General features: G+C 70.7%; 26 protein-coding genes. 17 read left to right on the top strand and 9 right to left on the bottom strand.

Translation table 11 applies throughout. From position 1 onward, the window contains the following. Positions 1-37 precede the first annotated feature (37 nt). The 3 genes from ACFSDF_RS00735 to ACFSDF_RS00725 all read left to right on the top strand — a co-directional run bounded on the left by ACFSDF_RS00735 (position 38) and on the right by ACFSDF_RS00725 (position 1,207). On the top strand, positions 38-499 hold the full coding sequence (locus ACFSDF_RS00735; RefSeq protein WP_167000650.1) for an iron chaperone: 462 nt from the start codon (positions 38-40) through the stop codon (positions 497-499). A gap of 24 nt (positions 500-523) precedes the next feature. After that, positions 524-682: a hypothetical protein gene (locus tag ACFSDF_RS00730; protein WP_208322209.1), complete on the top strand. Its 159-nt coding sequence runs from the start codon at positions 524-526 to the stop codon at positions 680-682. A 63-nt stretch (positions 683-745) separates the two neighbouring features. Beyond that, positions 746-1,207, top strand: a complete 462-nt coding sequence (locus tag ACFSDF_RS00725) for a VOC family protein (protein ID WP_167000648.1) — start codon at positions 746-748, stop codon at positions 1,205-1,207. A gap of 35 nt (positions 1,208-1,242) precedes the next feature. Here ACFSDF_RS00725 and ACFSDF_RS00720 read toward each other — a convergent pair whose 3' ends face one another. Continuing rightward, on the bottom strand, positions 1,243-1,488 hold the full coding sequence (locus ACFSDF_RS00720) for a helix-turn-helix transcriptional regulator (protein ID WP_182397124.1): 246 nt from the start codon (positions 1,486-1,488) through the stop codon (positions 1,243-1,245). A 66-nt stretch (positions 1,489-1,554) separates the two neighbouring features. Here ACFSDF_RS00720 and ACFSDF_RS00715 point away from each other — a divergent pair, with 66 nt between their 5' ends. Both ACFSDF_RS00715 and ACFSDF_RS00710 read left to right on the top strand, forming a co-directional pair. Further along, on the top strand, positions 1,555-2,661 hold the full coding sequence (locus ACFSDF_RS00715) for an alanine racemase (protein ID WP_377155665.1): 1,107 nt from the start codon (positions 1,555-1,557) through the stop codon (positions 2,659-2,661). A gap of 9 nt (positions 2,662-2,670) precedes the next feature. Continuing rightward, the gene (locus ACFSDF_RS00710) at positions 2,671-3,531 is read left to right on the top strand and encodes a CHAD domain-containing protein (RefSeq protein WP_377155663.1); all 861 of its coding nucleotides are present in this window, start codon (positions 2,671-2,673) and stop codon (positions 3,529-3,531) included. On the opposite strand, the gene ACFSDF_RS00705 is transcribed toward ACFSDF_RS00710, so the two are convergent. Next, a complete protein-coding gene (locus tag ACFSDF_RS00705) occupies positions 3,519-4,931 on the bottom strand; it encodes an MFS transporter (protein WP_377155661.1) in 1,413 nt (470 codons plus the stop codon). The genes ACFSDF_RS00710 and ACFSDF_RS00705 overlap by 13 nt on opposite strands. 135 nt (positions 4,932-5,066) lie before the next feature. Between ACFSDF_RS00705 and ACFSDF_RS00700 the strand changes: the two genes are divergently transcribed. From ACFSDF_RS00700 to ACFSDF_RS00690, 3 genes are read left to right on the top strand one after another with little or no spacing between them, the layout of a single operon-like run. Beyond that, the gene (locus tag ACFSDF_RS00700; protein ID WP_243845053.1) at positions 5,067-5,456 is read left to right on the top strand and encodes a winged helix-turn-helix transcriptional regulator; all 390 of its coding nucleotides are present in this window, start codon (positions 5,067-5,069) and stop codon (positions 5,454-5,456) included. Positions 5,457-5,479: 23 nt separating this feature from the next. Next, complete coding sequence (locus tag ACFSDF_RS00695; RefSeq protein ID WP_377155659.1) at positions 5,480-6,265, top strand: hypothetical protein; 786 nt, start codon at positions 5,480-5,482, stop codon at positions 6,263-6,265. Positions 6,266-6,274: 9 nt separating this feature from the next. Beyond that, a complete protein-coding gene (locus ACFSDF_RS00690; RefSeq protein WP_167249657.1) occupies positions 6,275-6,862 on the top strand; it encodes a TetR/AcrR family transcriptional regulator in 588 nt (195 codons plus the stop codon). A 12-nt stretch (positions 6,863-6,874) separates the two neighbouring features. On the opposite strand, the gene ACFSDF_RS00685 is transcribed toward ACFSDF_RS00690, so the two are convergent. Next, positions 6,875-7,342, bottom strand: a complete 468-nt coding sequence (locus ACFSDF_RS00685; RefSeq protein ID WP_167249659.1) for an acyl-CoA thioesterase — start codon at positions 7,340-7,342, stop codon at positions 6,875-6,877. An 83-nt stretch (positions 7,343-7,425) separates the two neighbouring features. On the opposite strand from ACFSDF_RS00685, the gene ACFSDF_RS00680 reads away from it, so the two are divergent. From ACFSDF_RS00680 to ACFSDF_RS00660, 5 genes are all read left to right on the top strand, one after another. Next, positions 7,426-8,094 (top strand): 4a-hydroxytetrahydrobiopterin dehydratase, encoded by a 669-nt coding sequence (locus ACFSDF_RS00680; protein ID WP_167249661.1) that lies wholly within the window; start codon positions 7,426-7,428, stop codon positions 8,092-8,094. A 61-nt stretch (positions 8,095-8,155) separates the two neighbouring features. Next, positions 8,156-8,518 (top strand): DUF4180 domain-containing protein, encoded by a 363-nt coding sequence (locus ACFSDF_RS00675; RefSeq protein WP_167000637.1) that lies wholly within the window; start codon positions 8,156-8,158, stop codon positions 8,516-8,518. Positions 8,519-8,965: 447 nt separating this feature from the next. Beyond that, the gene (locus ACFSDF_RS00670) at positions 8,966-9,604 is read left to right on the top strand and encodes a TetR/AcrR family transcriptional regulator (RefSeq protein ID WP_167249663.1); all 639 of its coding nucleotides are present in this window, start codon (positions 8,966-8,968) and stop codon (positions 9,602-9,604) included. 37 nt (positions 9,605-9,641) lie between these two features. Next, entirely contained in the window at positions 9,642-10,073 is a 432-nt protein-coding gene (locus tag ACFSDF_RS00665; RefSeq protein WP_167000635.1) for a DoxX family protein, read from the top strand. Positions 10,074-10,160: 87 nt separating this feature from the next. Continuing rightward, positions 10,161-12,281, top strand: a complete 2,121-nt coding sequence (locus ACFSDF_RS00660; protein WP_377155656.1) for a M1 family metallopeptidase — start codon at positions 10,161-10,163, stop codon at positions 12,279-12,281. A gap of 15 nt (positions 12,282-12,296) precedes the next feature. Here ACFSDF_RS00660 and ACFSDF_RS00655 read toward each other — a convergent pair whose 3' ends face one another. The 3 genes from ACFSDF_RS00655 to ACFSDF_RS00645 form a co-directional block, all read right to left on the bottom strand. Further along, entirely contained in the window at positions 12,297-12,779 is a 483-nt protein-coding gene (locus tag ACFSDF_RS00655; protein ID WP_377155654.1) for a YqeB family protein, read from the bottom strand. A gap of 48 nt (positions 12,780-12,827) precedes the next feature. Continuing rightward, on the bottom strand, positions 12,828-14,126 hold the full coding sequence (locus ACFSDF_RS00650; RefSeq protein WP_377155652.1) for an MFS transporter: 1,299 nt from the start codon (positions 14,124-14,126) through the stop codon (positions 12,828-12,830). Between the two features lie 67 nt (positions 14,127-14,193). After that, positions 14,194-14,793, bottom strand: coding sequence for an ArsR/SmtB family transcription factor (locus ACFSDF_RS00645; protein ID WP_167249671.1), 600 nt, complete (start codon positions 14,791-14,793; stop codon positions 14,194-14,196). Between the two features lie 86 nt (positions 14,794-14,879). Here ACFSDF_RS00645 and ACFSDF_RS00640 point away from each other — a divergent pair, with 86 nt between their 5' ends. Both ACFSDF_RS00640 and ACFSDF_RS00635 read left to right on the top strand, forming a co-directional pair. Then, positions 14,880-15,797: a M15 family metallopeptidase gene (locus tag ACFSDF_RS00640; RefSeq protein ID WP_243842828.1), complete on the top strand. Its 918-nt coding sequence runs from the start codon at positions 14,880-14,882 to the stop codon at positions 15,795-15,797. 90 nt (positions 15,798-15,887) lie between these two features. Beyond that, entirely contained in the window at positions 15,888-17,225 is a 1,338-nt protein-coding gene (locus ACFSDF_RS00635; protein WP_377155649.1) for an HNH endonuclease, read from the top strand. Between the two features lie 31 nt (positions 17,226-17,256). Here ACFSDF_RS00635 and ACFSDF_RS00630 read toward each other — a convergent pair whose 3' ends face one another. Continuing rightward, complete coding sequence (locus ACFSDF_RS00630; RefSeq protein ID WP_377155646.1) at positions 17,257-18,348, bottom strand: ATP-binding protein; 1,092 nt, start codon at positions 18,346-18,348, stop codon at positions 17,257-17,259. Positions 18,349-18,462: 114 nt separating this feature from the next. On the opposite strand from ACFSDF_RS00630, the gene ACFSDF_RS00625 reads away from it, so the two are divergent. Beyond that, positions 18,463-19,068, top strand: a complete 606-nt coding sequence (locus ACFSDF_RS00625; RefSeq protein ID WP_167000623.1) for a pentapeptide repeat-containing protein — start codon at positions 18,463-18,465, stop codon at positions 19,066-19,068. A gap of 7 nt (positions 19,069-19,075) precedes the next feature. Here ACFSDF_RS00625 and ACFSDF_RS00620 read toward each other — a convergent pair whose 3' ends face one another. Then, positions 19,076-19,822 (bottom strand): metallophosphoesterase family protein, encoded by a 747-nt coding sequence (locus ACFSDF_RS00620; RefSeq protein ID WP_167249677.1) that lies wholly within the window; start codon positions 19,820-19,822, stop codon positions 19,076-19,078. A 28-nt stretch (positions 19,823-19,850) separates the two neighbouring features. On the opposite strand from ACFSDF_RS00620, the gene ACFSDF_RS00615 reads away from it, so the two are divergent. After that, a complete protein-coding gene (locus ACFSDF_RS00615) occupies positions 19,851-20,750 on the top strand; it encodes a CAP domain-containing protein (RefSeq protein ID WP_377155643.1) in 900 nt (299 codons plus the stop codon). 3 nt (positions 20,751-20,753) lie between these two features. On the opposite strand, the gene ACFSDF_RS00610 is transcribed toward ACFSDF_RS00615, so the two are convergent. Further along, positions 20,754-21,332, bottom strand: coding sequence for a TetR/AcrR family transcriptional regulator (locus tag ACFSDF_RS00610; RefSeq protein ID WP_167000617.1), 579 nt, complete (start codon positions 21,330-21,332; stop codon positions 20,754-20,756). Positions 21,333-21,365: the final 33 nt, after the last annotated feature.

Raw genomic sequence — 21,365 nt, 5'->3', positions numbered from 1 at the left:
ACGACACCACGTCGACCGAGACCACGAGGAGCATCCGATGACCACCACCAAGAAGGCCGGCCAGAAGGAATCGACCGGCGTCGGCTTCACAGACGACGAGCGCGCCGCGATGAAGGAGCGCGCCGAGGAGCTGAAGGCGGAGGGGCGAGGCGGCAAGAAGAAGGCCGACAACCTCAAGGCCGTGCTCACGAAGATCGCCGAGATGGGCGACTCCGACCGTGTGATGGCCGAGCGCATCCACGCGATCGTCTCTCGCGTCGCGCCTCAGCTGGGCGCCAAGACCTGGTACGGGATGCCGGCCTACACCGACGAGAACGGCAAGGTGGTCTGCTTCTTCAAGGCCGCGGAGAAGTTCGACGGCAGGTACGCGACGCTCGGGTTCGAGGAGTCTGCCACGCTCGACGAGGGCAGCATGTGGCCCACGTCGTACGCGCTGACCGAGATCACCGACGCCGACGCGGAGAAGATCGAGCAGCTCGTGAAGCGCGCGGCAAGCTGACGACCATGGCGTGCGGGTCTGCCGATGATGGGGTGGGTCGACACGATCCCAATGACGCTGGCGCGGGTAGTCGGCATCGCGCCAGGCCTGGCAGTGGTCGCCGCGCTCTGCCTCGCGGTGCTGCACGTGCTGCCCGCGGGGCTCCACCTGTCTCGCGGCGAGGTGAAGGAGATCGCTTGCTGACACCGGCCTCTGTCGGTTGGCCGTGCCAGAGTGGCGTGCGACATGCCGACGAACGGAGCCACGATGAGCCGCGAATTCCAAGTGACCTTCGATGCGCACGATCCCAGGGCGCTGTCGACCTTCTGGCGTGACGTCCTGGGATACGTCCACCCCGGCCCGCCCGGCGTCGACGTCCCAGAGGGCGACGATCCGCTCGCTGCGTGGGACGACTTCCTCGCGCAGATCGGTGTCCCTGAGGAGGCGCGCAACTCGCGCTCTGCCATCGAGGATCCCGACGGCAAGGGCCCGAGGGTGTTCTTCCAGCAGGTGCCGGAGGACAAGGCCTCCAAGAACCGCCTCCACCTCGACGTCCGTGCGGCTCCTGGGCTGGAGGGAGACGCGCGGATGGACGCGTTGGAGGCCGAGTGCGAGCGGCTCGTCGCCTTGGGGGCGACCCGCCTGCGCCGCTTCGAGCCCGCGCCGCCGTTGGAGGCCGGGCACGTCATGATGGCCGACCCGGAGGGCAACGAGTTCTGCCTGGACTGACCGGCCCTCGCGAGCTGGCGCGGCAAACTCCAGGGTCAGGCAGCGAGGGCGCGCTCGAGGCGCCGTGCCCGCAGATAGGCGTACGGCGGCTCGCCGTAGGCGCGCTCGAACTGCCGAATGAGCTGGCCCGTCGACATGCGGGCACCGGCGGCGAGTGCCATGACGTTCAACGGCTGGGCGTATTCCCGCTCGAGCCGGTCACGGACACGGCGAAGCCGTACGAGGTCGTCGAGGCGTTCGGGCCGGTCGTGAGCCGGAAGGGCATTCATCCTCATGCACATGACGTCACGCTAGGCGTGGGCCAGACGGCGTGCTTCTCGATTCCTGACGGGCCTAGGCTGACGGCCATGAGCGAGGAACGCTGGTCACCGGATCGTTGGCAGGGGATCGCGACACCGTTCCTTGCGGTCGACCTCCCGACGCTGCGACGCAACCTCGCCCGCGCGCAGGCGCTCTGCGACGACCGCGGTCTGCGGCTGCGTCCTCACGTGAAGACCCATAAGATCCCGGAGATCGCGCGGCTGCAGGTCGCGGCCGGAGCGCGTGGCCTGACGCTCGCGACCGTTGGGGAGGCGGAGTGCTTCGCGAAGGCCGGGTTCGACGACCTGTTCGTCGCGTACCCGGTCCTTGCGACGGACGATCTCGCGGACCGGCTGCGGCGGCTGCTCGACGCAGCGACGGTCATCCTCGGCGTCGACTCGCGTGACTGCATCGACGCCCTCGTTCGCCACGGCCTCGCGGACCACCCGCGCCTCTCGGTCCTGGTCGAGGTCGAGTGCGGGCTGCGTCGTACGGGTGTCGTGCCCGAGGAAGCCGGCCTGCTCGCGGCGCACGCCACCGAGCGTGGTCTGAGGGTCGGCGGGGTGTTCACCTTCCCTGGTCAGGGGTATGCGCTCGGCGCAGGCGCGCCCGCCGCAGCTGATGAGGCGAGTGCGCTGTCGCGTGCCGCCGACGCGTTCGCCGCAGAGGGACTGCCGTGCGAGATCCGCAGCGGCGGGGCGACTCCGTCGTACGAGGCGACCGACGTAGAGGTCGTCACCGAGACGCGGCCGGGTGTGTACGCGTTCCAGGACGCGCAGCAGGTCGCACTGGGGACGGCCGGCCCGGACGAGGTCGCGCTCGCGGTGATCACCACGGTGGTGAGCGCGCCCGCGCCGGATCGCCTCGTCCTCGATGCAGGCTCCAAGACCCTCGCCGCCGACCGGCCGCCGTACGTCGACGGGCACGGAGTGCTGCTCGGAGTCCCCGGCGCGCGCATCGACCGGATCTGGGAGCACCACGGCGTGGTCGACGTGAGCGGCGCGGACCCGGCGGACGTCCCGGCGGTCGGCGACCGGGTCGCGGTTCTCCCGAACCACGTGTGCACCGCGATCAACCTCGCCGATCGGGTTCACGTCCGCGACGATGGAGAGGTGGCGACGTGGACCGTCGCGGCGCGCGGGCAGAACGGCTGAGGGAGCACCGTGAGCGGAGACGATCGCCCTGACGACGCGGGTGACGCGGTTGCCCGCAGTCTCGACGCGATCGCCGACCAGCTCGACGCGACGCTCGGCCTGGCCGTGCTCGACCAGCCCGACGGCGTTCACGCGCACCGCAAGGCCGTACGGCGGCTACGCAGCACGCTTGCGGCGTACCGGCCGTTCTTCGACGCCGACACGGTCCGCCGCCTGCACCGCACCTACCGGGACTGGGGACGCGAGCTCGGCGAGGCACGCGACCTCGAGGTGAGGATCGCGGTGGCCGAGCGGTTCCTCGACGACGACGACGACGACGCCGCCGCTGGCGCCCGGATGCTCGACGAGCTCCGCACCGCGTACCGCGACGCCCACCGTGCGGTCGCACGCCGCGGGGTGAGTGTCGATGCGAGGGACCGTCGGGCGGATCTCGCGGCCTTCCTCGACGCGCCCCCTCGGACCGCGAAGGCGTCGCGTCGTACGAAGCGCGGCGTGCGTCGCAGGATCGTCAAGGAGGGCGACAGGGTGCTGCGTCGAGCCGCGGCGGCGACCTCGGGTCCCGGTGATGACGTCGCGTTGCACGAGCTGCGCAAGGCGGCGCGACGCCTGCGCTATGCGGTCGAGTCCGTCACTCGCCCCCCGGTCGGACTCTTCGGTGCCAAGGCAGATGCGCTGGCGGTGAGCGCCGAGCAGATCCACGACCTCCTCGGCGACGTCCGGGACCTGCTCGCGTTCGCCCGGGCGTACGAGGCGGCAGGCGGCGTCAGCGACGGCCCGGCCGCGCGCGCCAAGGTCGAGGCGGCCGAGAAGCTCGACGAGCTCCCAGCCGCGGTCGACGACCTGCGCGGCGCGCTCGCTCAGTTCCGCTGACGCGCTCCACCCCGCCTACGCGCCCACGCGGTCGCGCCGATCGCCACAGCGAGCGCGGCGGCCGCCGTCGGCACGAACAACGCCCGCCGATAGTCGTCCAGGGTCGCGTCCTCGGGGCTCGCGCCGACGAGGACGATCGTGACCGCCGAGAGGCCGAGCGCCGCGCCGAACTGGAAGGCGGTGTTGACGATCCCGCCGGCGACGCCGTGCTCGGACTCGTCGAGCCCCTCGGTCGCAGCCGCGGCGAGCGGCCCATACGCGAACGCGAAGGCGAAGGCGACCAGCAGGAGCGTCGGGAGCAGGTCGACGTACGTCCAGTCGGCTTCGAGTCGCAGGGTCAGCGCGAACGCCGCGGTCGCGCTGGCGAACCCGGCCGTCATCACCGCCGCGGTGCCGAGCCGTGCGACCAGGAGCGGCGTGAGGAGCGGCGCGATCACCATGTCCGCGCCCATGATCGCGAAGGTCAGGCCGGTCTCGAGCGGAGTCCAGCCGCGGAGCTCTTGGAGGTACAGCGTGACCAGGAGCTGGAATCCGAAGAACGCGCCCATGAAAAGCAGCCCGGCAGTGCTGCTCGAGAGGAGCATCCCGTGGCGAAGGATGCTCAGGCGAAGGAGCGGCGCAGGGGAGCGGCGCTCCCACAGGACGAAGCCGACCAGCAGCGCGGCGGCGCCGGCCAGGGTGAGCGCGGCCGTCGTTGTGTGTCCCTCGCCCAGGCTCACGAGTGCGAACACGATCGACACCATCGCGGCGGTGACCGTGACCGAGCCGACGACGTCGAACCCGGAGGTCGAGGGGAGGCGTGGCTGGTCGGGACGGATCAGGGCACGGCCGACGACGAGGAGGAGTGCGCCGAGGACCACGGGGGCGAAGAAGACCCAGCGCCAGCTCGCGGTGGTGAGCAGCCCGCCGGCGACCATCCCGAGCGTGAACCCGCCTGCACCGACGGCACCGTACACGGAGAGCGCGCGGTTGCGCAGCGGTCCCTCCGGGAAGCTCGACGTGACGATGCTGAATCCGGCCGGCGTCATGAACCCCGCGGCGACTCCGGTCGCAAAGCGTGCGGTCACGAGCAGCCAGCCGGAGTCCGCGAAACCACCGACTCCGGAGAACGCGACGAAGACGGTGAGCCCGACCAGGAACACGCGCCGCCGCCCGAACAGGTCTGCCGAGCGGCCGCCGAGCAGCATGAAGCCGGCGTAGCCCAGGACGTACGCGCTGATGATCCAGTGCGCGGTCCCGGTCGCGAGCCCGAGGTCGGCGGCGATCGCGGGGACGGCGACGTTGAGCATCGCGATGTCGATCCCCTCGAGGAAGAGGGCGCCGCAGAGGACGAGCAGCAACCCCCATGAGCGCGGTGTCATCTGCTGTGCGGGTGGATCGAAGACGGGTGCGACGGTCACGCGGGCTCCTAGGGTTACCAAACATCAGCCTGGTTACTTCTTGTAACTGCGATCAGTCTGGGTGAGGATGGGGGCATGGCGGAAGTACGCACTTCGACATCACCTAGTTCTCTTGAAGTGACCGAGCCTCTTGAAGTGACCGAGGAGGACGAGCCCCGCTGGGACGTGTTCCAGTGGGACGCGCGCGAGGGCTGCGAGGTACGTCAGATCCTCGACCGGATCGCCGACAAGTGGTCTCTGCTCGTGATCTCGCTCCTCGAGGAGAAGACGATGCGGTTCAACGAGCTGCGTCGCGCCATCGACGGGATCAGTCAGCGCATGCTGACGGTCACGCTGCGCAACCTCGAGCGCGACGGCCTGATCTGCCGGACGGTGTACGCAGAGGTGCCGCCGCGCGTCGAGTACTGTCTGTCCCCGCTCGGATGCACCCTCCTCGGCACGATCCAGTCGCTGGTCCAGTGGACCGAGAAGCACCAGGAGGAGATCGTGCAGGCGCGCGCGGAGTTCGACCGCGCCGCACGCTGACATCACCGGTAGCGTGGCACGGGATGACGACTTCACCGACCACGAGCACGCCGACCCGACCCTCACGCGCGCTTGCCTGGGTGGTGCTCGTCGCGGCGATCGTCCAGGTGGTGACCCCGGCGGTGCAGGCGCTCGGCGACCTCGGCGCTCCACCGAGCAGCCAGGGCGACGACCTGCTGATCACGCCCTCGGGCTACACGTTCTCGATCTGGAGCCTCGTCTATCTCCTGACGATCGCCTACGCGATCGCCGTGCTCGTGAAGCGTGCGACCGGCACCGTGGCGTCTGGCCGCCTCCTCGGTGACCTGGCTCTGCTGTATCTGGGCGCGTCGCTCTGGATCGTCGCCTCGGCCTTCGAGTGGTCGTGGATCACCGCCGTGATCCTCCTTGTGATGGTCGTGATCGCCGTCGATGCGGCGCACGTGGCCGCCGCCCGTACTCCCGACACCGAGGCGCCGACGTGGCTGACGCGATTGGCGCGGGCGACGACGGGTCTGTACGCGGGGTGGGTGACCGCCGCCGGGGGCCTCAACGTCTGCACGGCGCTCGTGGCCGACGGTGACTTCGACGGGATGGAGACCAGTTGGCAGGTGTGGGCCCTCGCCCTCGTCGCCCTGGTCGCCGTGGGCTTCAGCGCGCTGATCGGCGGCTCGATCGCTTATGCGGCGGCGCTGGTGTGGGCGCTCGTCGGAGTGGTCGTGGCCGTACGGGACACGTCAGCCGCGCTGGTCGCCACGGCGGTTGTCGCGGCCATCGCGATCGTGGCCGTCAATGCGCTGCTGCTCCTGCGGCGGCGCAGTCGAACCTAGACTCGACCCATGAGCACCACGACCGACGGACGGCGCGCGCGCGGCGACGCGACGCGGCGCAAGGTGGCCCGCGAGGCCGCCGACGTCGCGACGCTGCACGGGCTCGACTCCCTGTCGGTCGGAGGGCTCGCCGCGGCCACCGGCGTGAGCAAGAGCGGCATCCTCACCGTCTTCGCGAACCGCGAGGCGATCCAGCTCGCGGCGATCGCAGAGGCCCGCCGGGTGGTCATCGCCGAGGTCGTCGCCCCGGTCTGGTCGACGGAGCCGGGCGCACCGCGTCTGCGTGCGCTGGTCGAGAGCTGGGCCGCGTACGCGCGCAGGCGGGTGTTCCCTGGCGGTTGTTTCCTGGTGACCTCGTCGTCGGAGTTCGGGGCGCAGGAAGGGCCGATCGCCGACGCCGTCCGTGCTCTCAAGCAGGAGTGGCTGGATCTGCTCGCGGTCGATGCGGTCGCGGCGGGAGGTGACGGGCGTACGGTCGCGTTCCAGCTTGATGCGTTCCTCGCCGCGGGCATCACGCGGTCGGTCCTCTTCGACTCCGAGGCCGAGCTCGACCTCGCCCTGGCGTGCGCCCTCGACGCGATCGCCGCACTCGCCTGACCGTACGAGCACTCAGACAGCCGGCCGCTCCACGTGGTCGGCGAGCAGCGGCGCCGCGTAGGTCCACTGCTCGTCGGTCAGCGGTGTCGGCCGCAATGTCGCCGGGTCGAGGTTGACGAGACGGCGCGAGCCCTCCGCGTGCAGGATGGTGCGGTCGGCAGAGGTGATCCGGAACCGGTAGTTCACGCTCGTGCGCCCCGCCTGGTCGACCCACAGGTGCACGGCGACGTCGCCGATCGCCGTGATCGGCTGGTGGAAGGTGAGGTGGACCTCGCGGATCACCTGCACCGACGAGGTCGGGTCGAGCACCCAGCCCGCGTCGGTCCAGAAGTCGATGACCGCGTGGTCGAACAGCCGCGCGTACTCGACGTGGTTGAGCATCCCGAACCCGTCGAGGTCGTCGAGATAGACGCGGACGGGGACCACGACCCCGTACGACGGCTCGTCCAGGGAAGGCGTCTTGTCGTTGGTGAGTGTCATGCACGCAACTTTACGACCGATCGGTCGTAAAGTCGACAGGTCTGAGGAGTGACAGCGCGGCACCGTCGCGCGAGCATGGACCGATGAGCACGCAGAGACTGACCGGCCCGCAGATCGCCGACGAGCGGCTCGACGGGTGGGCGAACCTGATCGGCGGCCTCCAGACACGCATCCGTACGCCCGACTTCGCGACGGGCCTGGCGCTCGTCAACGCGATCGGTGCTGCGGCCGAGGAGATGGGCCACCATCCCGACGTCGACCTGCGCTACACCCACGTCGATGTCCGGCTCACGAGTCACGACGCCGGCGGCATCACCGAGCGCGACGTCGGTCTCGCGCGCACGATCAGCGGGCTCGTCGCCGACGCCGCCGCGGGCGCCGACATCATCATGGAGTGTGCGACCGTCTCGCGGCTGGAGCTCGGGCTCGACACCCCTGCGTACGAGGGAGTGCTGCCGTTCTGGCGTGCCGCGCTCGCGATGGAGGATGCGTCGTCGTCGGAGGTGGATGACGAGGTGATCGACCCGTACGGTGCGCTGCCGACGATCTGGTTCCAGCCGTCCGGCGGCGAGGAGCCGAGACAGCGTTGGCACCTCGACGTGTGGGTCGAGCCCTCGCAGGTGCGGCCGAGGATCGACGCCGCGGTTGCCGCCGGTGGCACGCTCGTGAGCGAGGCGGAGGCGCCGAGCTTCTGGGTCCTCGCCGATCCGGAGGGCAACAAGGTCTGCCTCTGCACCTGGCAGGACCGCTGACTCGCGTCTCGCGCCACGGAATCCGTTCGACGGCCCGCCGCTGCGCCCGTACGGTCTGGGCATGCGCACCACAGAGTACGGCGATGTCCGCGTCCTCCTCGTCGACGCCGAGGGGCCGGCAATCTCCAGCGAGCAGGACGCGCTGGATCTCGTGGGCGACGCGTTCGGGTGCGAGGCACAGCTGATCGCGGTGCCGGTCGCACGCCTGTCCCCGGAGTTCTTCCGCCTCCGGTCGGGTCTTCTCGGCGAGGTGACGCAGAAGCTCGTCAACTACCGGCTGCGGCTCGCGGTGGTCGGCGACGTCGCAGGGCACGTCGCGGGGAGCGACGCGTTCCGCGACTTCGTCCGCGAGGCGAACCGTGGGACCCAGACCTGGTTCGTCGCGGACGAGAGCGCGCTCGCGGGTCGGCTCTCGCCCGCCTGAGCGAGCCCGGGCCGGTGCTCGCCAGCGCCTCAGCCCGCGGCCCTTGCCGCCAGCGATAAACAGCAGCGGTGCGCGGTCGTCGTTGTCGTGGTCGACCCACGTCTCCTGGTGCCCGGGTCTCGGGGACGGTGAGGTTCGCGATCACGTCGGGGTTCTCGCGGAGCGCCTCGACCTCGATCTCGAAGCCCGGGTATCCGGGCGTCACGACGCGATAGCCCGTCTCGATGGTGTCGTCTCACCCGAGAATGGCCTGCTGCGGAGCACTTGGCCCGCGCGTTGCAAGAGGGGCTCGGTGCCGCCCCCGCCGACGCCGAGCCCCTCTGTCACAGGCCGCGAACCGATGACGCTCTTAGCAGACCAGAAATCTTGACGACTGACAAGATTTTTGTAGGCATTCGTCCAGAAAAGTACCGGGCTGGCCCTTCTTCCGGCCGTACGATGGACGAGATGGGCATCACCGAGGGTCCGAGGAGTCGACAGCGCGCACGCGCCGAGCGCGCCGCGGTCGACAAGTTCGAGCGCCGCCGGGCCGAGATCGCCGACTCCGCCCTGGTGACGCTCGCGGCGAACGGATACGCCCACACCGGGCTGAGGGACATCGCCCAGAACTCCGACTTCTCGCACGGCGTCGTGCACTACTACTTCAGCGACAAGCTCGACCTGATGCAGCACTGCATCCGCCAGTACAAGCAGGACTGCGTCAAGCAGTACGACGAGATCCTCGAGACGGCGACCACGTCCGTCGAGCTGCGCGACGGCTTCGCCGAGGCGATGGCCGAGACGCTGCGAGACGAGAGCACGCTCCACCGCATGTGGTACGACCTGCGCAACCAGAGCATGTTCACCGCCGAGCTCGTGGGCGTCATCAAGGAGATCGACCTGCTGCTGGAGCAGATGATCTGGCGGGTGGTCGAGCGGTACGCCGAGCTTGCCGACAGCCCGCCGACCATCACCTCGCCGGTGGCGTACGCGCTCTACGACGGGCTCTTCTTGCGCTCGCTGATCGACTTCCTCGCCGGCGACCTCGAAGCGCTCGAGACCCTGCGCCGCGAGTGTGCAGCGCTGCTGGTGCGACTCTGCCCCTAGGCTGGGCGGCGACACCCCTCCGGCGAACAGAGGTCTCATGTCCGACGACGCATCCGCGACGAGGTCGCTCTCCGCGCCACGTACGATCGGGCGCCTCGCGCTCGGTTCGTTCCTTCTCTTCGCCGGCATCAGCCACCTGACGTTCGCGCGTCAGGAGTTCCTCGCGCAGGTGCCGGACTGGGTGCCGCTCGACGGCGACACCGTCGTCCTCGCCTCCGGGTTCGTCGAGATCGGGCTCGGTGGTGCGCTGATCGGTCTGCCCGGCAAGCGCGTCGCCGTCGGCTGGCTCACGGCAGCATTCTTCGTCGCGATCTTCCCCGGCAACATCTCGCAGTACGTGACGCACACCGACGCGTTCGGGCTGAACGACGACCGTGCTCGGGCGATCCGCCTGCTCTTCCAGCCGCTGCTCGTGCTCTGGGCGCTGTGGGCGACCGGCGCATGGCGCGACCGGCGGCGCGACGGCTGAGCACCCTCGCGCCAGCGCGCCACCGGTTGCCGCCACCGGACACCAGGCGCACAGTGAGAGACGACCTGGATCCTCTGGAGGTTCCCCATGCGTCGTCATGCGCTCGTCCTCGTCTCCACGCTCTCCGGCCTGGCTCTCGGCGCCGCCCTGCTCGCGGCACCGGCGCAGGCCCGCCCGGGTCCGCGCCCTCACTTCACGCCGGGCGCTGTCGGCATCGGTGACCCGTACTTCCCGACCGACGGCAACGGCGGGTACGACGCGCAGCACTACGGGCTGGACGTCCGCTACGACCCCGCTACCGACCGCCTCACCGGCACCGCGCGCATCCGTGCACGGGCCACGCAGAACCTGTCGCGGTTCAACCTCGACCTCGATGGTCTGACCGTGAGCGCGGTGAAGGTGAACGGCAGGCGCGCCGGCTGGAGGCACGTCGACGGCGAGCTCACCGTGATCCCGTCGCGCGGACTGCGCAAACGCAGCACCTTCACGACCGAGGTCACCTACGGGGGCGTGCCCGCCACCCTGGAGGACGGGTCGGGCTTCATCCACACGAACGACGGCGCGCTCATCGTCGGTCAGCCGCACGTCGCCGCCACCTGGTATCCGGTCAACGACCACCCGAGCGACAAGGCCTCGTACTCGTTCCGCGTCACCGTGCCGCAGGGCCTCGAGGCTGTCGCGAACGGCGTCCCGCGCGGCCACCGTACGCACAAGGGCTGGACCACGTGGGCGTGGGAGGCGCGCGAGCCGATGGCCTCGTACCTCACGACGGCGACGATGGGTGAGTTCGCGCTCAAGGACTACCGGTACGACGGCATCCGGATGGTCGAGGCGATCGACCCGCAGCTGTACGAGCCGGCGCCGACGCGCACGGGCGACCAGTACGCCATCTCGCAGGTCGCCGGCGAGGCTGCCTCGTACAAGCGCTTGAGCCGCACGGTCGAGGTGCCCGCCGGCGGTGGAGAGCTGGGCTTCTGGGTGGACCGCGACACGGAGACCGACTGGGACTTCGTGTTCGTCGAGGCTCGGACGCCGGGGCAGGACGACTGGACGACGCTGGCGGATCTCGGTGGGGCGACGAGCACGAGCGTCGGCGACGCCTGCCCGTTCTGGCTGAGCCTGCACCCGTTCCTCGGGCACTACCAGAGCGTGCAGCCCGACGACACGTGCGCGCCGACGGGCACGACCGGGACGTGGAACGCGGCGACCGGCAGCTCGGACGGCTACGAGCAGTGGCGCGTCGACCTAGGGGCGTGGGCCGGCGGGTCGGTCGAGGTCGCGATCACCTACGCGAGCGACGACGTCTTCCAGGGGATGGGCGTGTTCGTCGACGACGTCACGACGCCCACCGGTGTCGGGAGCACGTCGTTCGAGGACGACGGCGACACCTTCGACGGCTGGGCGGTCACCGGTGCACCGGCAGGGAGCGAGCCGAACCCGAACGACTGGATCGCGGGCACGCCCGCCGACGGGCCGCCGACACTGGGCGAGAAGGCGGAGGCGAACTTCGCGAAGCACCCGCAGGTCCTCGACTTCCTGCAGGCGAGCTTCGGCCCGTACCCCTTCTCGGCATCGGGCGGTCTCGTCGACGCTCACCCGGGGCTCGGGTTCGCGCTCGAGAACCAGACGCGCCCGATCTATGCGCAGGAGTGGTTCAGCGGCTCCGACGAGACCGCCGAGGGCGTGATTGTGCACGAGCTCGCGCACCAGTGGTACGGCGACAGCCTCGCGCTGTACAGGTGGAGCGACATCTGGCTCAACGAGGGCTTCGCCTCGTATGCGGAGTGGCTGTGGTGGGAGAGCCAGGGTGTCGCGACCGCGCAGGAGATCTTCGACGCGACGTACGGCTCGCACCCGGCCGACGACTCGTTCTGGGACATCGTGATCGGTGACCCCGGGCCGGACGACCTGTTCGCCGGTGCCGTGTACGACCGCGGCGCGATGACGCTGCACCAGCTGCGGGTCACGGTGGGCGACGACGACTTCTTCGCGATCCTGCAGGGGTGGGCCGCACGGAACAAGGGAGGCAACGTGACGATCCCGCAGTTCGTCGCGTACGCCGAGCGGGTGTCGGGGCAGCAGCTCGACGCGCTGTTCGACGCGTGGCTCTTCACGGCGCAACGGCCCGACGTGCCGGCCGCCCTGGCGCGGCGCGCGCCCGTCGACCTGCCGCCGCTGATCGGGTCGAGCCGGTTGCACCGCCACTGAGCGCGGCGGCGCAGCTCAGAGCCCTTCCCACGGGTAGCCGTGGCGCGTGAACGCCTCGGCCACCTGGCCGCGTCCGGCCTCGACGTCCTGCTCGAAGAGACGCCGGCCGTCGGTGCCGTCGATGACCACCTTCTTGCGGTCGGTGTAGACGGCGGCGACCTGGGCGTGCGCGATCGTGCGTCGGTCGTCGCCGTGCTGGACCACGATCTGCTCATCGCTCACGTCGAGCCGGTAGGCGTCGGCCACGACGACGGCAGCAAGCACGAGACCGACGACCAGGCCGACCGCCGGGCGTGCCACCCACGCCCACGGCTGGTCGAACGAGCCGACCCACTCGAGCGGACCCCTGAACGGGACGAGCGGCACGTCGGCGAGCCACGCCGCGAGCAGCGGGGCGAGGAGGAAGATCGCCAGCCCGGCGCCGCCGAAGACGACAGCGGTGCCGATCTTGTCGTTGCGGGTGTAGCCGAGGGTGGTCGTGGGGGCATCGACGCTCACGCACCCGACCGTACGGAGGCAGGCGCGGTCGCGACATCCGCCATCGGGCTAGCGGCCTGCGACGAAAGTAGGGGGCCGTGCATCTGTCCCGGGTGTCCCGGGCTCCCGCATCGGCGGCGGCAGCTCGGCGAGCCGACCGATCGGGGTGAGCACGATCGCGACGCACGCGAGCGCGTGCACCCCGGCCATCGCGAGCATGGTCGGCCGCGTGCCGACTTCATGCGCGAGGAGGCCTGCGGTCACGCCTGCCAGTGGCATCGCGCCGTAGATGACCACCTGGCTCGTGGTGACGACGCGTCCGATCAGCCGGGCCGGGATGTAGCGCTGCCGCCACGCTCCGCGGATGACGTTGCCGGACACGACGGTGGCCCCGACAAGGACGAGCCCGGTGACGGTGATCCAGACGTGGCGGCTCGACGTCGGGAGTGTGATGAGGAGCGCGGCGGGTCCGCTCAGCAGGAGGAGGCCGGTCGACGCGCGACCGGTGCCGAGCCGGTGGGCGAGCGGGACGGCCACGAGTGCGCCGAGGACACCACCGATGCTGCCGAGCATCATGACGAGCCCGGTGTACGAGGCGTCGATCTCGAGGACGTTCACCAGGTAGATGACGAGCAGCGTGGTGAGGCCTGTGAGTCCGAAGTTGGACACGCTGCCGATGAGCACGAACGGCGCGAGGTAGCGATCGCTCCTGACGACCGTGATCCCCTCGGCGATCTGGGTACGCAGCCGCACGGGCGCGGCCGTCGCGCTGCGCGCAGCCTGGCGGGGCCGTACGCCTCGCATGCACGCCACGGACACCAAGAACCCGGCGACGTCCACGAGCAGACCGGTCGCGGCGGAGACGACCGTGACGAGGAGGCCGCCGATGCCCGGCCCGGCGACCTGGGTCAGCGACTCGGTCCCGAGCAGGCGGGCGTTGGCCCGCTCGAGTCGCTCCGGTGGCACCACCAGCGGCACGATCTTGATGCCGGCCGCGCGTGAGAACAGGCTCGCGGTGCCGGTCGTCAGTGCGACCACGAGCAGATGGCCGAGCGTCAGGTGGCCCGCCCAGCCCGCGAGAGGGACGGTGAGGAGCGCCGCGGCGGCGACGAGGTTGGCGACGACGATGACCGCGCGCGGGGGGTGGCCGTCCACGAGGGCACCGGCCACCAGCCCGACGACGACCCAGGGAAGCCACGCTGCCGCGGTGAGGAGGCCCATCCACAACGGCCCGGCCTGCAGGTGGACGACGGCGAGCACCGGGATCAGGAACGAGCTCGTCGCGTTTCCAACGAGGCTCGCGCCCTGGCCGAGCCAGAGATAGCCGAATCCCGACCCGTGTGTGCGGCTGTCGTCGGATGGCGTCAACGTGAGCTCCTCAGGGCAGGCCGACATCACCTCGCGAGGAGGTGTGCGCGGCGGAAGGTGGGGCTGGCTAGGGCTGGTGGGGGAACCCGCGGGAGAAGACGAGGATGGGCTCGCGCTCCGCCCCGTCGTCCGGCACCTCCCTCCGGTGCCAGCGCGTCAGGAGGTCGACCATCTCCTCGCCGAGCTCGCGCAGCTCGGCAGGTGTCAGTCGCAGCCACGTCTGGGCGACGAAGGCAGCACCGTCCCAGTCGCCGGACGTCTCGGAGTTGGCGAGCCAGGTGCGGGCTGCCTCGGACTGGCGGTCGAGCTCCATGGACTCCGCGACCTTGGCGGCGTCGACGGCGGCGGTGTCCGTCGCGAACTCGTTGCGTGACCACCGAAGCGAGGGCGACACCTTGCGCCACCAGCGCTCTCGGCGGTCCCGAGCCAGCTCGGGCGCCTCCTCCACGAGTCCCGCCTCGTGGAGGACCTTGAGGTGGTGGCTCGCGCTGCCGACCGCCTGTCCGGTGCGCTGCGCCAGCGCGGAGGCCGTCGACGGGCCGTCCACGCTGAGGGCATCGAGCATCCGCGCACGGAAGGGGTTGGCGAGTGCTGACAGCGCCTTGGCGTCGGTGATCGTACGGCGGTAGGCGGCGTCGTCGGGTCCGTGCTCGCGGTCGTCGCTCATGATCGTCACGCTATATACGCAAGGGTGCTTGTGCAAGAGGTCTTGTGCAAGGTTTTTTGTGGATCTGGGTTGCCTAGACTCGACGAATGGGGGTTCGTACCGGCATGCAGCGCGGGCGCCGTGGCATCGGCGCGGTGGCGCTGGCGATGGTCCTGCTCGGCGGCTGCGGCGGCGGAGGCGACGACAGTCCGGGTGAGGCGACGCCGGCGCCGCAGACCAGCGGGACGACCTCGGAGGTGAGCCCGTCGGCCCCGGCCACGACGACGCCCAGTGCGACGGCCGCCAGTCCTGAGCCTGGCACCGTGCCGCCCGCGTGGCTCGGCACCCGAGAGCTGCCTCGTACGGAGGCCGGCTTCGGCGAGGTGCAGCCGACGCCGCCCGAGCTGCGCAACCGGCGGTTCACCCTGCCCGACTCCCTGCCGCAGCTGCCGGGCGACGGCTTCGCGAGCCAGATCACGGATCCCGCCCCTGCGCGTGTCATCGCCCGGTCGACCTGGAAGCGCGGCTGTCCGGTCGGACGGCGAGACCTGGCCTGGGTGAGAGTGGCGTTCTGGGGCTTCGACGACGCCCGCCACACCGGCGAGCTGCTCGTGAACGGCCGCGTCGCCAAGGACGTGGTGGAGGCCTTCCGGCGCATGTACGAGGCACGCTTCCCGATCGAGGAGATGCGCATCACCCGCGCCGCCGAGATGGACGCGCCGCCGACCGGCGACGGCAACAACACGGGCGCGTTCGCGTGCCGGCCCACGCGTGGGGCCACCACCTTCTCGGAGCACGCGTACGGGCTGGCGATCGACATCAACCCGTTCCAGAACCCGTACGTGAAGGGTGACGTCGTGCTGCCCGAGCTCGCGTCCGCCTATCTCGATCGCAAGGACGTCCGGCCGGGGATGATCATCGCCGGCGGCCCCGTCGTCGGCGCCTTCGACGCGATCGGGTGGGGCTGGGGCGGCGAGTGGCGCATGCTGAAGGACTACCAGCACTTCAGCGAGAGCGGGCGTTGATCCGCGCCACGCTCATCCCCAGGCGTGGCTCGTCCACCGCTGCGTCATGGGTCCACGCCGCTGTCGGCGGGAGCCCCTAGCGTCTTAGGTGTGTTCGAGTCCGATGCAGTGCAGGCGCTCAGCGAGGCGGTCGACGCGTTGTGCGTGCAGCCGTTGGCACTGGCCGACGGCACGCAGACCCGCGCGCTGCTGCGGGCGTTGCAGGCGGGCATCGACCGGCTGGAGGGGCTGAAGGCCGCCGCGTTGGACCAGCTGGACGAGACCGGTGGAGGTGCTGAGGAGGGGGCCTCGTCGGCGTTGGGGTGGGCGCGGCGCGAGCTGCGGATGGGTGATGCGGAGATCAAGCGGCGGCGCACGGCGGGTCGTTCGATGCGGCTGATCCCCGAGCTTGGCGAGGCTGTGCGCGGGGGCGAGGTGCGTCTGGACCACGCGTACGAGTTCTCCGCGGGCCTCGCCACTCTCGGTGTCGAGAAGATGCGTGAGGCGAGTGCGCAGATCCTCCTGCCGCTGGCGCGGGTTGCGGGTGCCGCGGACGTGCGCATGGCGATCCGGCGGATCGACGAGCTGGCCCGTCCCGAGCGGTTGGACGAGGCCTACAAGCGCGGCATGGAGCGGCGCGACCTGTCGGTGACGCGCTGCGGCGACGGGTTCCACGTGGCGGGGTTCTTCGACCTGGTCAACGGCGCCAAGCTCGCGACGTGGCTGGGTGCCGCGTCGGCGCCGCGGGGCGCCGACGACGTGCGTACTCCGGCGCAGCGACGCCTCGACGCGTTCGGTGAGCTGATCGACGCGACGTTGGCGCACGGGATGCCGTCGGACCGCGGTGTGCGCCCGCAGCTGCACCTGATGGCTGATGCGACGTGGCTTGCCGGGCAGGGTGGGGAGCCGCCACGGTTGGTCGGGTTCGGGTCGATCGGGCCTCAGCTGTTCGCGCAGCTGGCCTGTGGCGCCGACGTGACCCCGATCCTGGTCGACGGAGTGACGGGCGGGCCGACGCCTCAGGCTGACGTCCTCAACGTCGGGCGCACCCAGCGGTTGGCGACGACCCGGCAGCGCACCGCGGTGATCGCCCGTCAGGAGGGGATCTGCGCGGCGCCGGGGTGTCGGCACCGGATCGCTGAGATCCACCACGCCACGTGGTGGTCACGCGGCGGCCGTACTGATCTGGACGAGCTCGTCGGGTTGTGCGGACGTTGCCACCACGCGGTCCACTCCGGCAGGTTGCACGTCGAGCCCGACGGGCGGCGCGGGTTCGCGTTCCGTCGCGGCGCCGGCGCGGCCGGGCGGGCGATCGAGGACCACGACCGGGTCCAGCACACCCGCATCAGCGCCTACCTGCACCCGTTCGAGCACCCGCTGGCGCGCACGGCACCGCTGACACGACAAGACGGCACGCGCCGTCGCCACCTCCTCGACCCTCGGACGTGACGAGGCCGGAGCGGAGCACCACCACACTCACTCACAGGGGCACGCGAACGTCAGAGCCGCCCTCGTGGGTGAGGCGTTGCGCCATCTGGACGATGGCTGCTGTCGTCGTGAACCCGCCGGCGAACAGCGCCTGCCCTTGGACGAACGTGCCCGAGCGCGTCAGCAGCTCGTGCGGGGCGTAGCCGAAGTACTGGCCGAGCTCTTCGAGGTCACGCGGGGAGGTCATCTTCATGAGGGCGAGGTTGTCGCACTGCGAGAGCGCGTTCGGATGGATCTTTGAAGGACGTTGGGTGGACAGCAGCAACCACAGGCCATACTTGCGTCCCTCGGCCGCGATCTGGACGATGCGCTCGGTCAGTGCGACCTCGACGGGGAGCAGAGGGTCGGCCGGGCAGAGGTTGTGGGCCTCGTCGATCACGATGAGCAACGGTTGCCGGCTCTCGCGGGTCGCCCACAGGTGGTCGAGGATCGCGAGCGAGGCGACCTTCGACTCGTCGGGCGTCTTGAAGCCCCCGAGATCGAGCACGGCCGCACGCGGGCGCTCGTCGATCACGGCCTGAGTCGATCCGCCTCCCCACGCCCACACGTCCCAATCGAGGACACCGAGGTTCTCCAGACGCATGAGGAGCTTGCGAAGGCCGGGGTCCGTCGATTCCCTGAGTCGACGCAGGAAGGTCGTACGGTCGAACGTCGTCGGCCCGAACTGCGACTCGAGATGAAGGAGAACGTTGTACTCCTCGGCGTCCTTCAGCGGGTCGAGCCGGAGGATCGCAGCGCGAGAGCGCAGGCTCAGGTCGACGAACTTCACGCAGAGCCGCTCGTCCCCGTTCGCGCTCGGGCGGAACACCCTCGGGCGGACCGCCGTGAGCCTCTGCGCCACGTCGCCGTCCACGTCGTCGCGCACCTCACCGAGACGCACGAAGTCGGCGTTCGGGTCCATCACGAGCAGCGGGAGCTGGGTCTGCAGGAGGAGCTGTTCGAGGATGACCCCGAGCGCGTACGTCTTGCCTGAGCCGCTCTGTCCACACCAGAAGGTGTGCCGGTTGAACCGCATCGGGTCGAGCGTTGCAGGGGCGCCGTCCACGGAGTCGACGAGGGAGCCGATTGGCAGCTGGTTGTCCATGCGCCGACCGTAGTGGCGGAGAAGGTCGTCCGCCCGGGAGATGTGAGCCGTTGTCGGTGGGGCGTCGTACGGTGGCGACTCGACCGGCGGGGTGCCCGCCCGAAGGGAGCACGCATGGGACCGAAGCGACCGACGACGCGAGCGCCTCAGCTCGACACGCTCGCCGTGGATGCTCTCGTCGAGGGCAGCGTCGACGACCTCGTCGCCTCGGCCAACCTCGACGGGCTCGCCTTCGTTGGCCTCACGCTCGACTCCGCCAACCTCTCGGGCGCCCAGGTGCGGGAGTCGCTGCTCGAGCGCGTCAACGTCGCGGTGCTGCGCGCACCGCGTGCGACGCTGCGCGACGTACGGATCGAGGGCGGAAGGATCGGGTCGGCCGACCTCTACGACGGCGTCTGGGAGTCCGTACGGGTGAGCGGCTGCAAACTGTCGTTCGTCAACCTTCGAGGGGCGCAGCTGCGCGACGTCGTCTTCACCGACTGCGTCATCGACGAGCTCGACCTGGTGCAGGCGACCGCCGTGCGGGTGAGCTTTGCCGGGTGCACGATCGCGCGGCTCGACGTGCAGCACACGAAGTCCACCCACGTCGACCTGCGCGGTGCCGAGCTGCGCGAGATCGTCGGAGTCTCCTCGTTGCGCGGCGTCACCATCACCCCGCTGCAGCTCTCGCTCCTCGCGCCGCTGCTCGCCGACTCGCTCGGGATCACCGTCGAGGACTGAGCTCCGGTCAGCGACCGTCGCGCGGGCCGAAGGCGGCGATCGCCTCGGCATCGCCGTTGCGCGAGCGGACATACTCGTCGGCCCACGCGGCCCGCTCCGGGTAGGTCGAGAGCCGCACGATCTCCGCAACCACCGCGTCGACATCAACGGCGGTGTGACGCAGGGCGACCTGCCCGTCACGCATCAGCGCCCATGCGCCGCCGACGCGCCCGTACGGCATGCCGATGCTTCCCGGGTTGACGACGAGGCGCCGGTCCACGAGCCGGACGAAGGGCATGTGGGTGTGCCCGCACACGACTGTGCGTACCTCGTCGGGAAGGTCGGCGAAGACCTCCGCCCAGCGCGCCATCCGCGTGTCGACGAGCACCACCTCGTCGTCGTCGCGCGGCGTCCCGTGGCAGAAGACGACGGGGCCGAATCCCGCGACGTCGAGCGTGACGGGGTGCGGCATCGCGTCCAGCAGCTCCACCTGGTCCGGGCGCAGCTGACGACCTGCCCACTGCGACTCGGGGTGCGACGAGGTGCCGCCGCGTGCGACCTCCACCAGCTCGCGATCGGCGTTGCCTCGTACGAGGATGCAGCGCTCACCGAGCGACGTGAGCCGGTCGAGGACGTCGACCGGCATCGGTCCTGCCGCGTGGTCTCCCGTGACGACGATCCGGTCCGCCGTCGCCACCTCGGGCTCGGCCAGCACTGCGTCGAGCACGGGGAGGACACCGTGGACGTCGGAGAGCACCGCGACGGACGTGACCATCTCGTGACCGTACCGCTAGTCTCGCCGGGTGATCGCACCGTACGGACGCCCCCGCCGCCCGACCGCCGCGACCCCGAAGAGCGCCGTCCTTGCTCTCGTCGGCGTGCTCGTGGCGGCGACCGCGATGCTCTTCGCGGCGGCGCCGTCCGCTTCGGCCGCACCGGCCGACACGATCGCCAGCCTCGCCAACGACGCCCGCGCCGCGCAGGGCGCGAGCCCGCTCGCCCGCAACGCCGCGCTCGACGCCGTGGCCCGCGGGTGGGCGCGCCAGATGGCCTCCAATGGGAGCCTGTCGCACAACCCCGACGTCGCTGACGAGATCCCCAGCGGGTGGCGCCGAGTCGGAGAGAACGTCGCGCAGGGCTATCGCACCGCCGCCCAGATGCACTCCGGTTGGATGAACTCGTCCGGTCACCGTGCCAACATCCTCGGCGACTACACCGACATCGGGGTGGCGTTCATCGAGTCGGGTGGCACGACATGGGGCGTCCAGGTGTTCGCGAACTATCCGAACGGGTCGGGGGCGCGTCCGGCTCCGCCGACTCCGTCGGCGACAACGACCGCGACGTCTCGTCCAAAACCCACGGCGACGGCGACCACGCGGAAGCCGGCGAGCGCGCCGCGTCCGCCCAAGGCGACGCCCACCCGGACCCCGTCACCGACCGCGACGAAGACGACGCCGACACCGACGCCCACCCCGAGCCCGACCCCCAGTGTGACGGCCTCACAGGCGGCGGCGCCTGGCACGCCGTCGTCCGGTCCGGGGCAGGACCCGACACGCGAGGTCGTGGCCGACGCCCCCGCCGGAAGGGCGATCGATCCCGTGGTCCTCACGGTGGTGGGTCTTGCCGCGCTGCTGGCGGCGATCGCCGCGCTGGTCGCCTGGCGCCGGCACGCCGTTGCCAGGGATGCGCGTCACCGCGGCTGAGTCCTACTCCGGCACCACCGTGAGGACGAGATCGCGCACGAGGGCCTGGAGCGCGGTGTCGTCGACGCCGATGACTCCGGGCAAGGTCAGGTGCTCGAGGAGCAGTCCGCTCATCGCGAGGTAGAGGAGGAGCGCCGTCGTCGCGCCTCCAGGGAAGCCTCCCTCGACGTGGGCGGCAGTGATCTCGTCGAGGTTGGCGCGGTAGCGCGCGGTGAACGCCTCCTGCAGCTCCGGCCGACGGGCCGCCTCGAGCCGGAGCTCGAACATCGCGAGGTAGCCCGCGCGGTCGGCGCGCGCCCGCTCGACGATGTCCTGCATGAGCACGACCTCGAGCTCGCGTGACGGCGGCTCGGCCAGGCGCGCGGCGGCCTCCTCGGGGTCGGGCGCGAGCCGGACGAACACGTAGTCGCTGAGGTCGCGCAGCAGCGCGTCGCGGTTGGCGAAGTAGTTCGACGTGGTCCCCGTGGGGACTCCGGCCTCCTCGTCGACGGCGCGGAAGGTGAGGCCGCGGGCGCCGAGGCGGGCGATCACCTCGATGCCGGCGTCGAGCAGGGCCGTACGGCGTCCGGGGTTGCTGACCATGGGGAGCATCCTCCCGTGTTCGCACGCAGATAA

The sequence above is a fragment of the Mumia zhuanghuii genome, from assembly GCF_042681565.1.
Classification (GTDB): domain Bacteria; phylum Actinomycetota; class Actinomycetes; order Propionibacteriales; family Nocardioidaceae; genus Mumia.
This window is presented reverse-complemented; position numbering and strand designations above follow the sequence as displayed.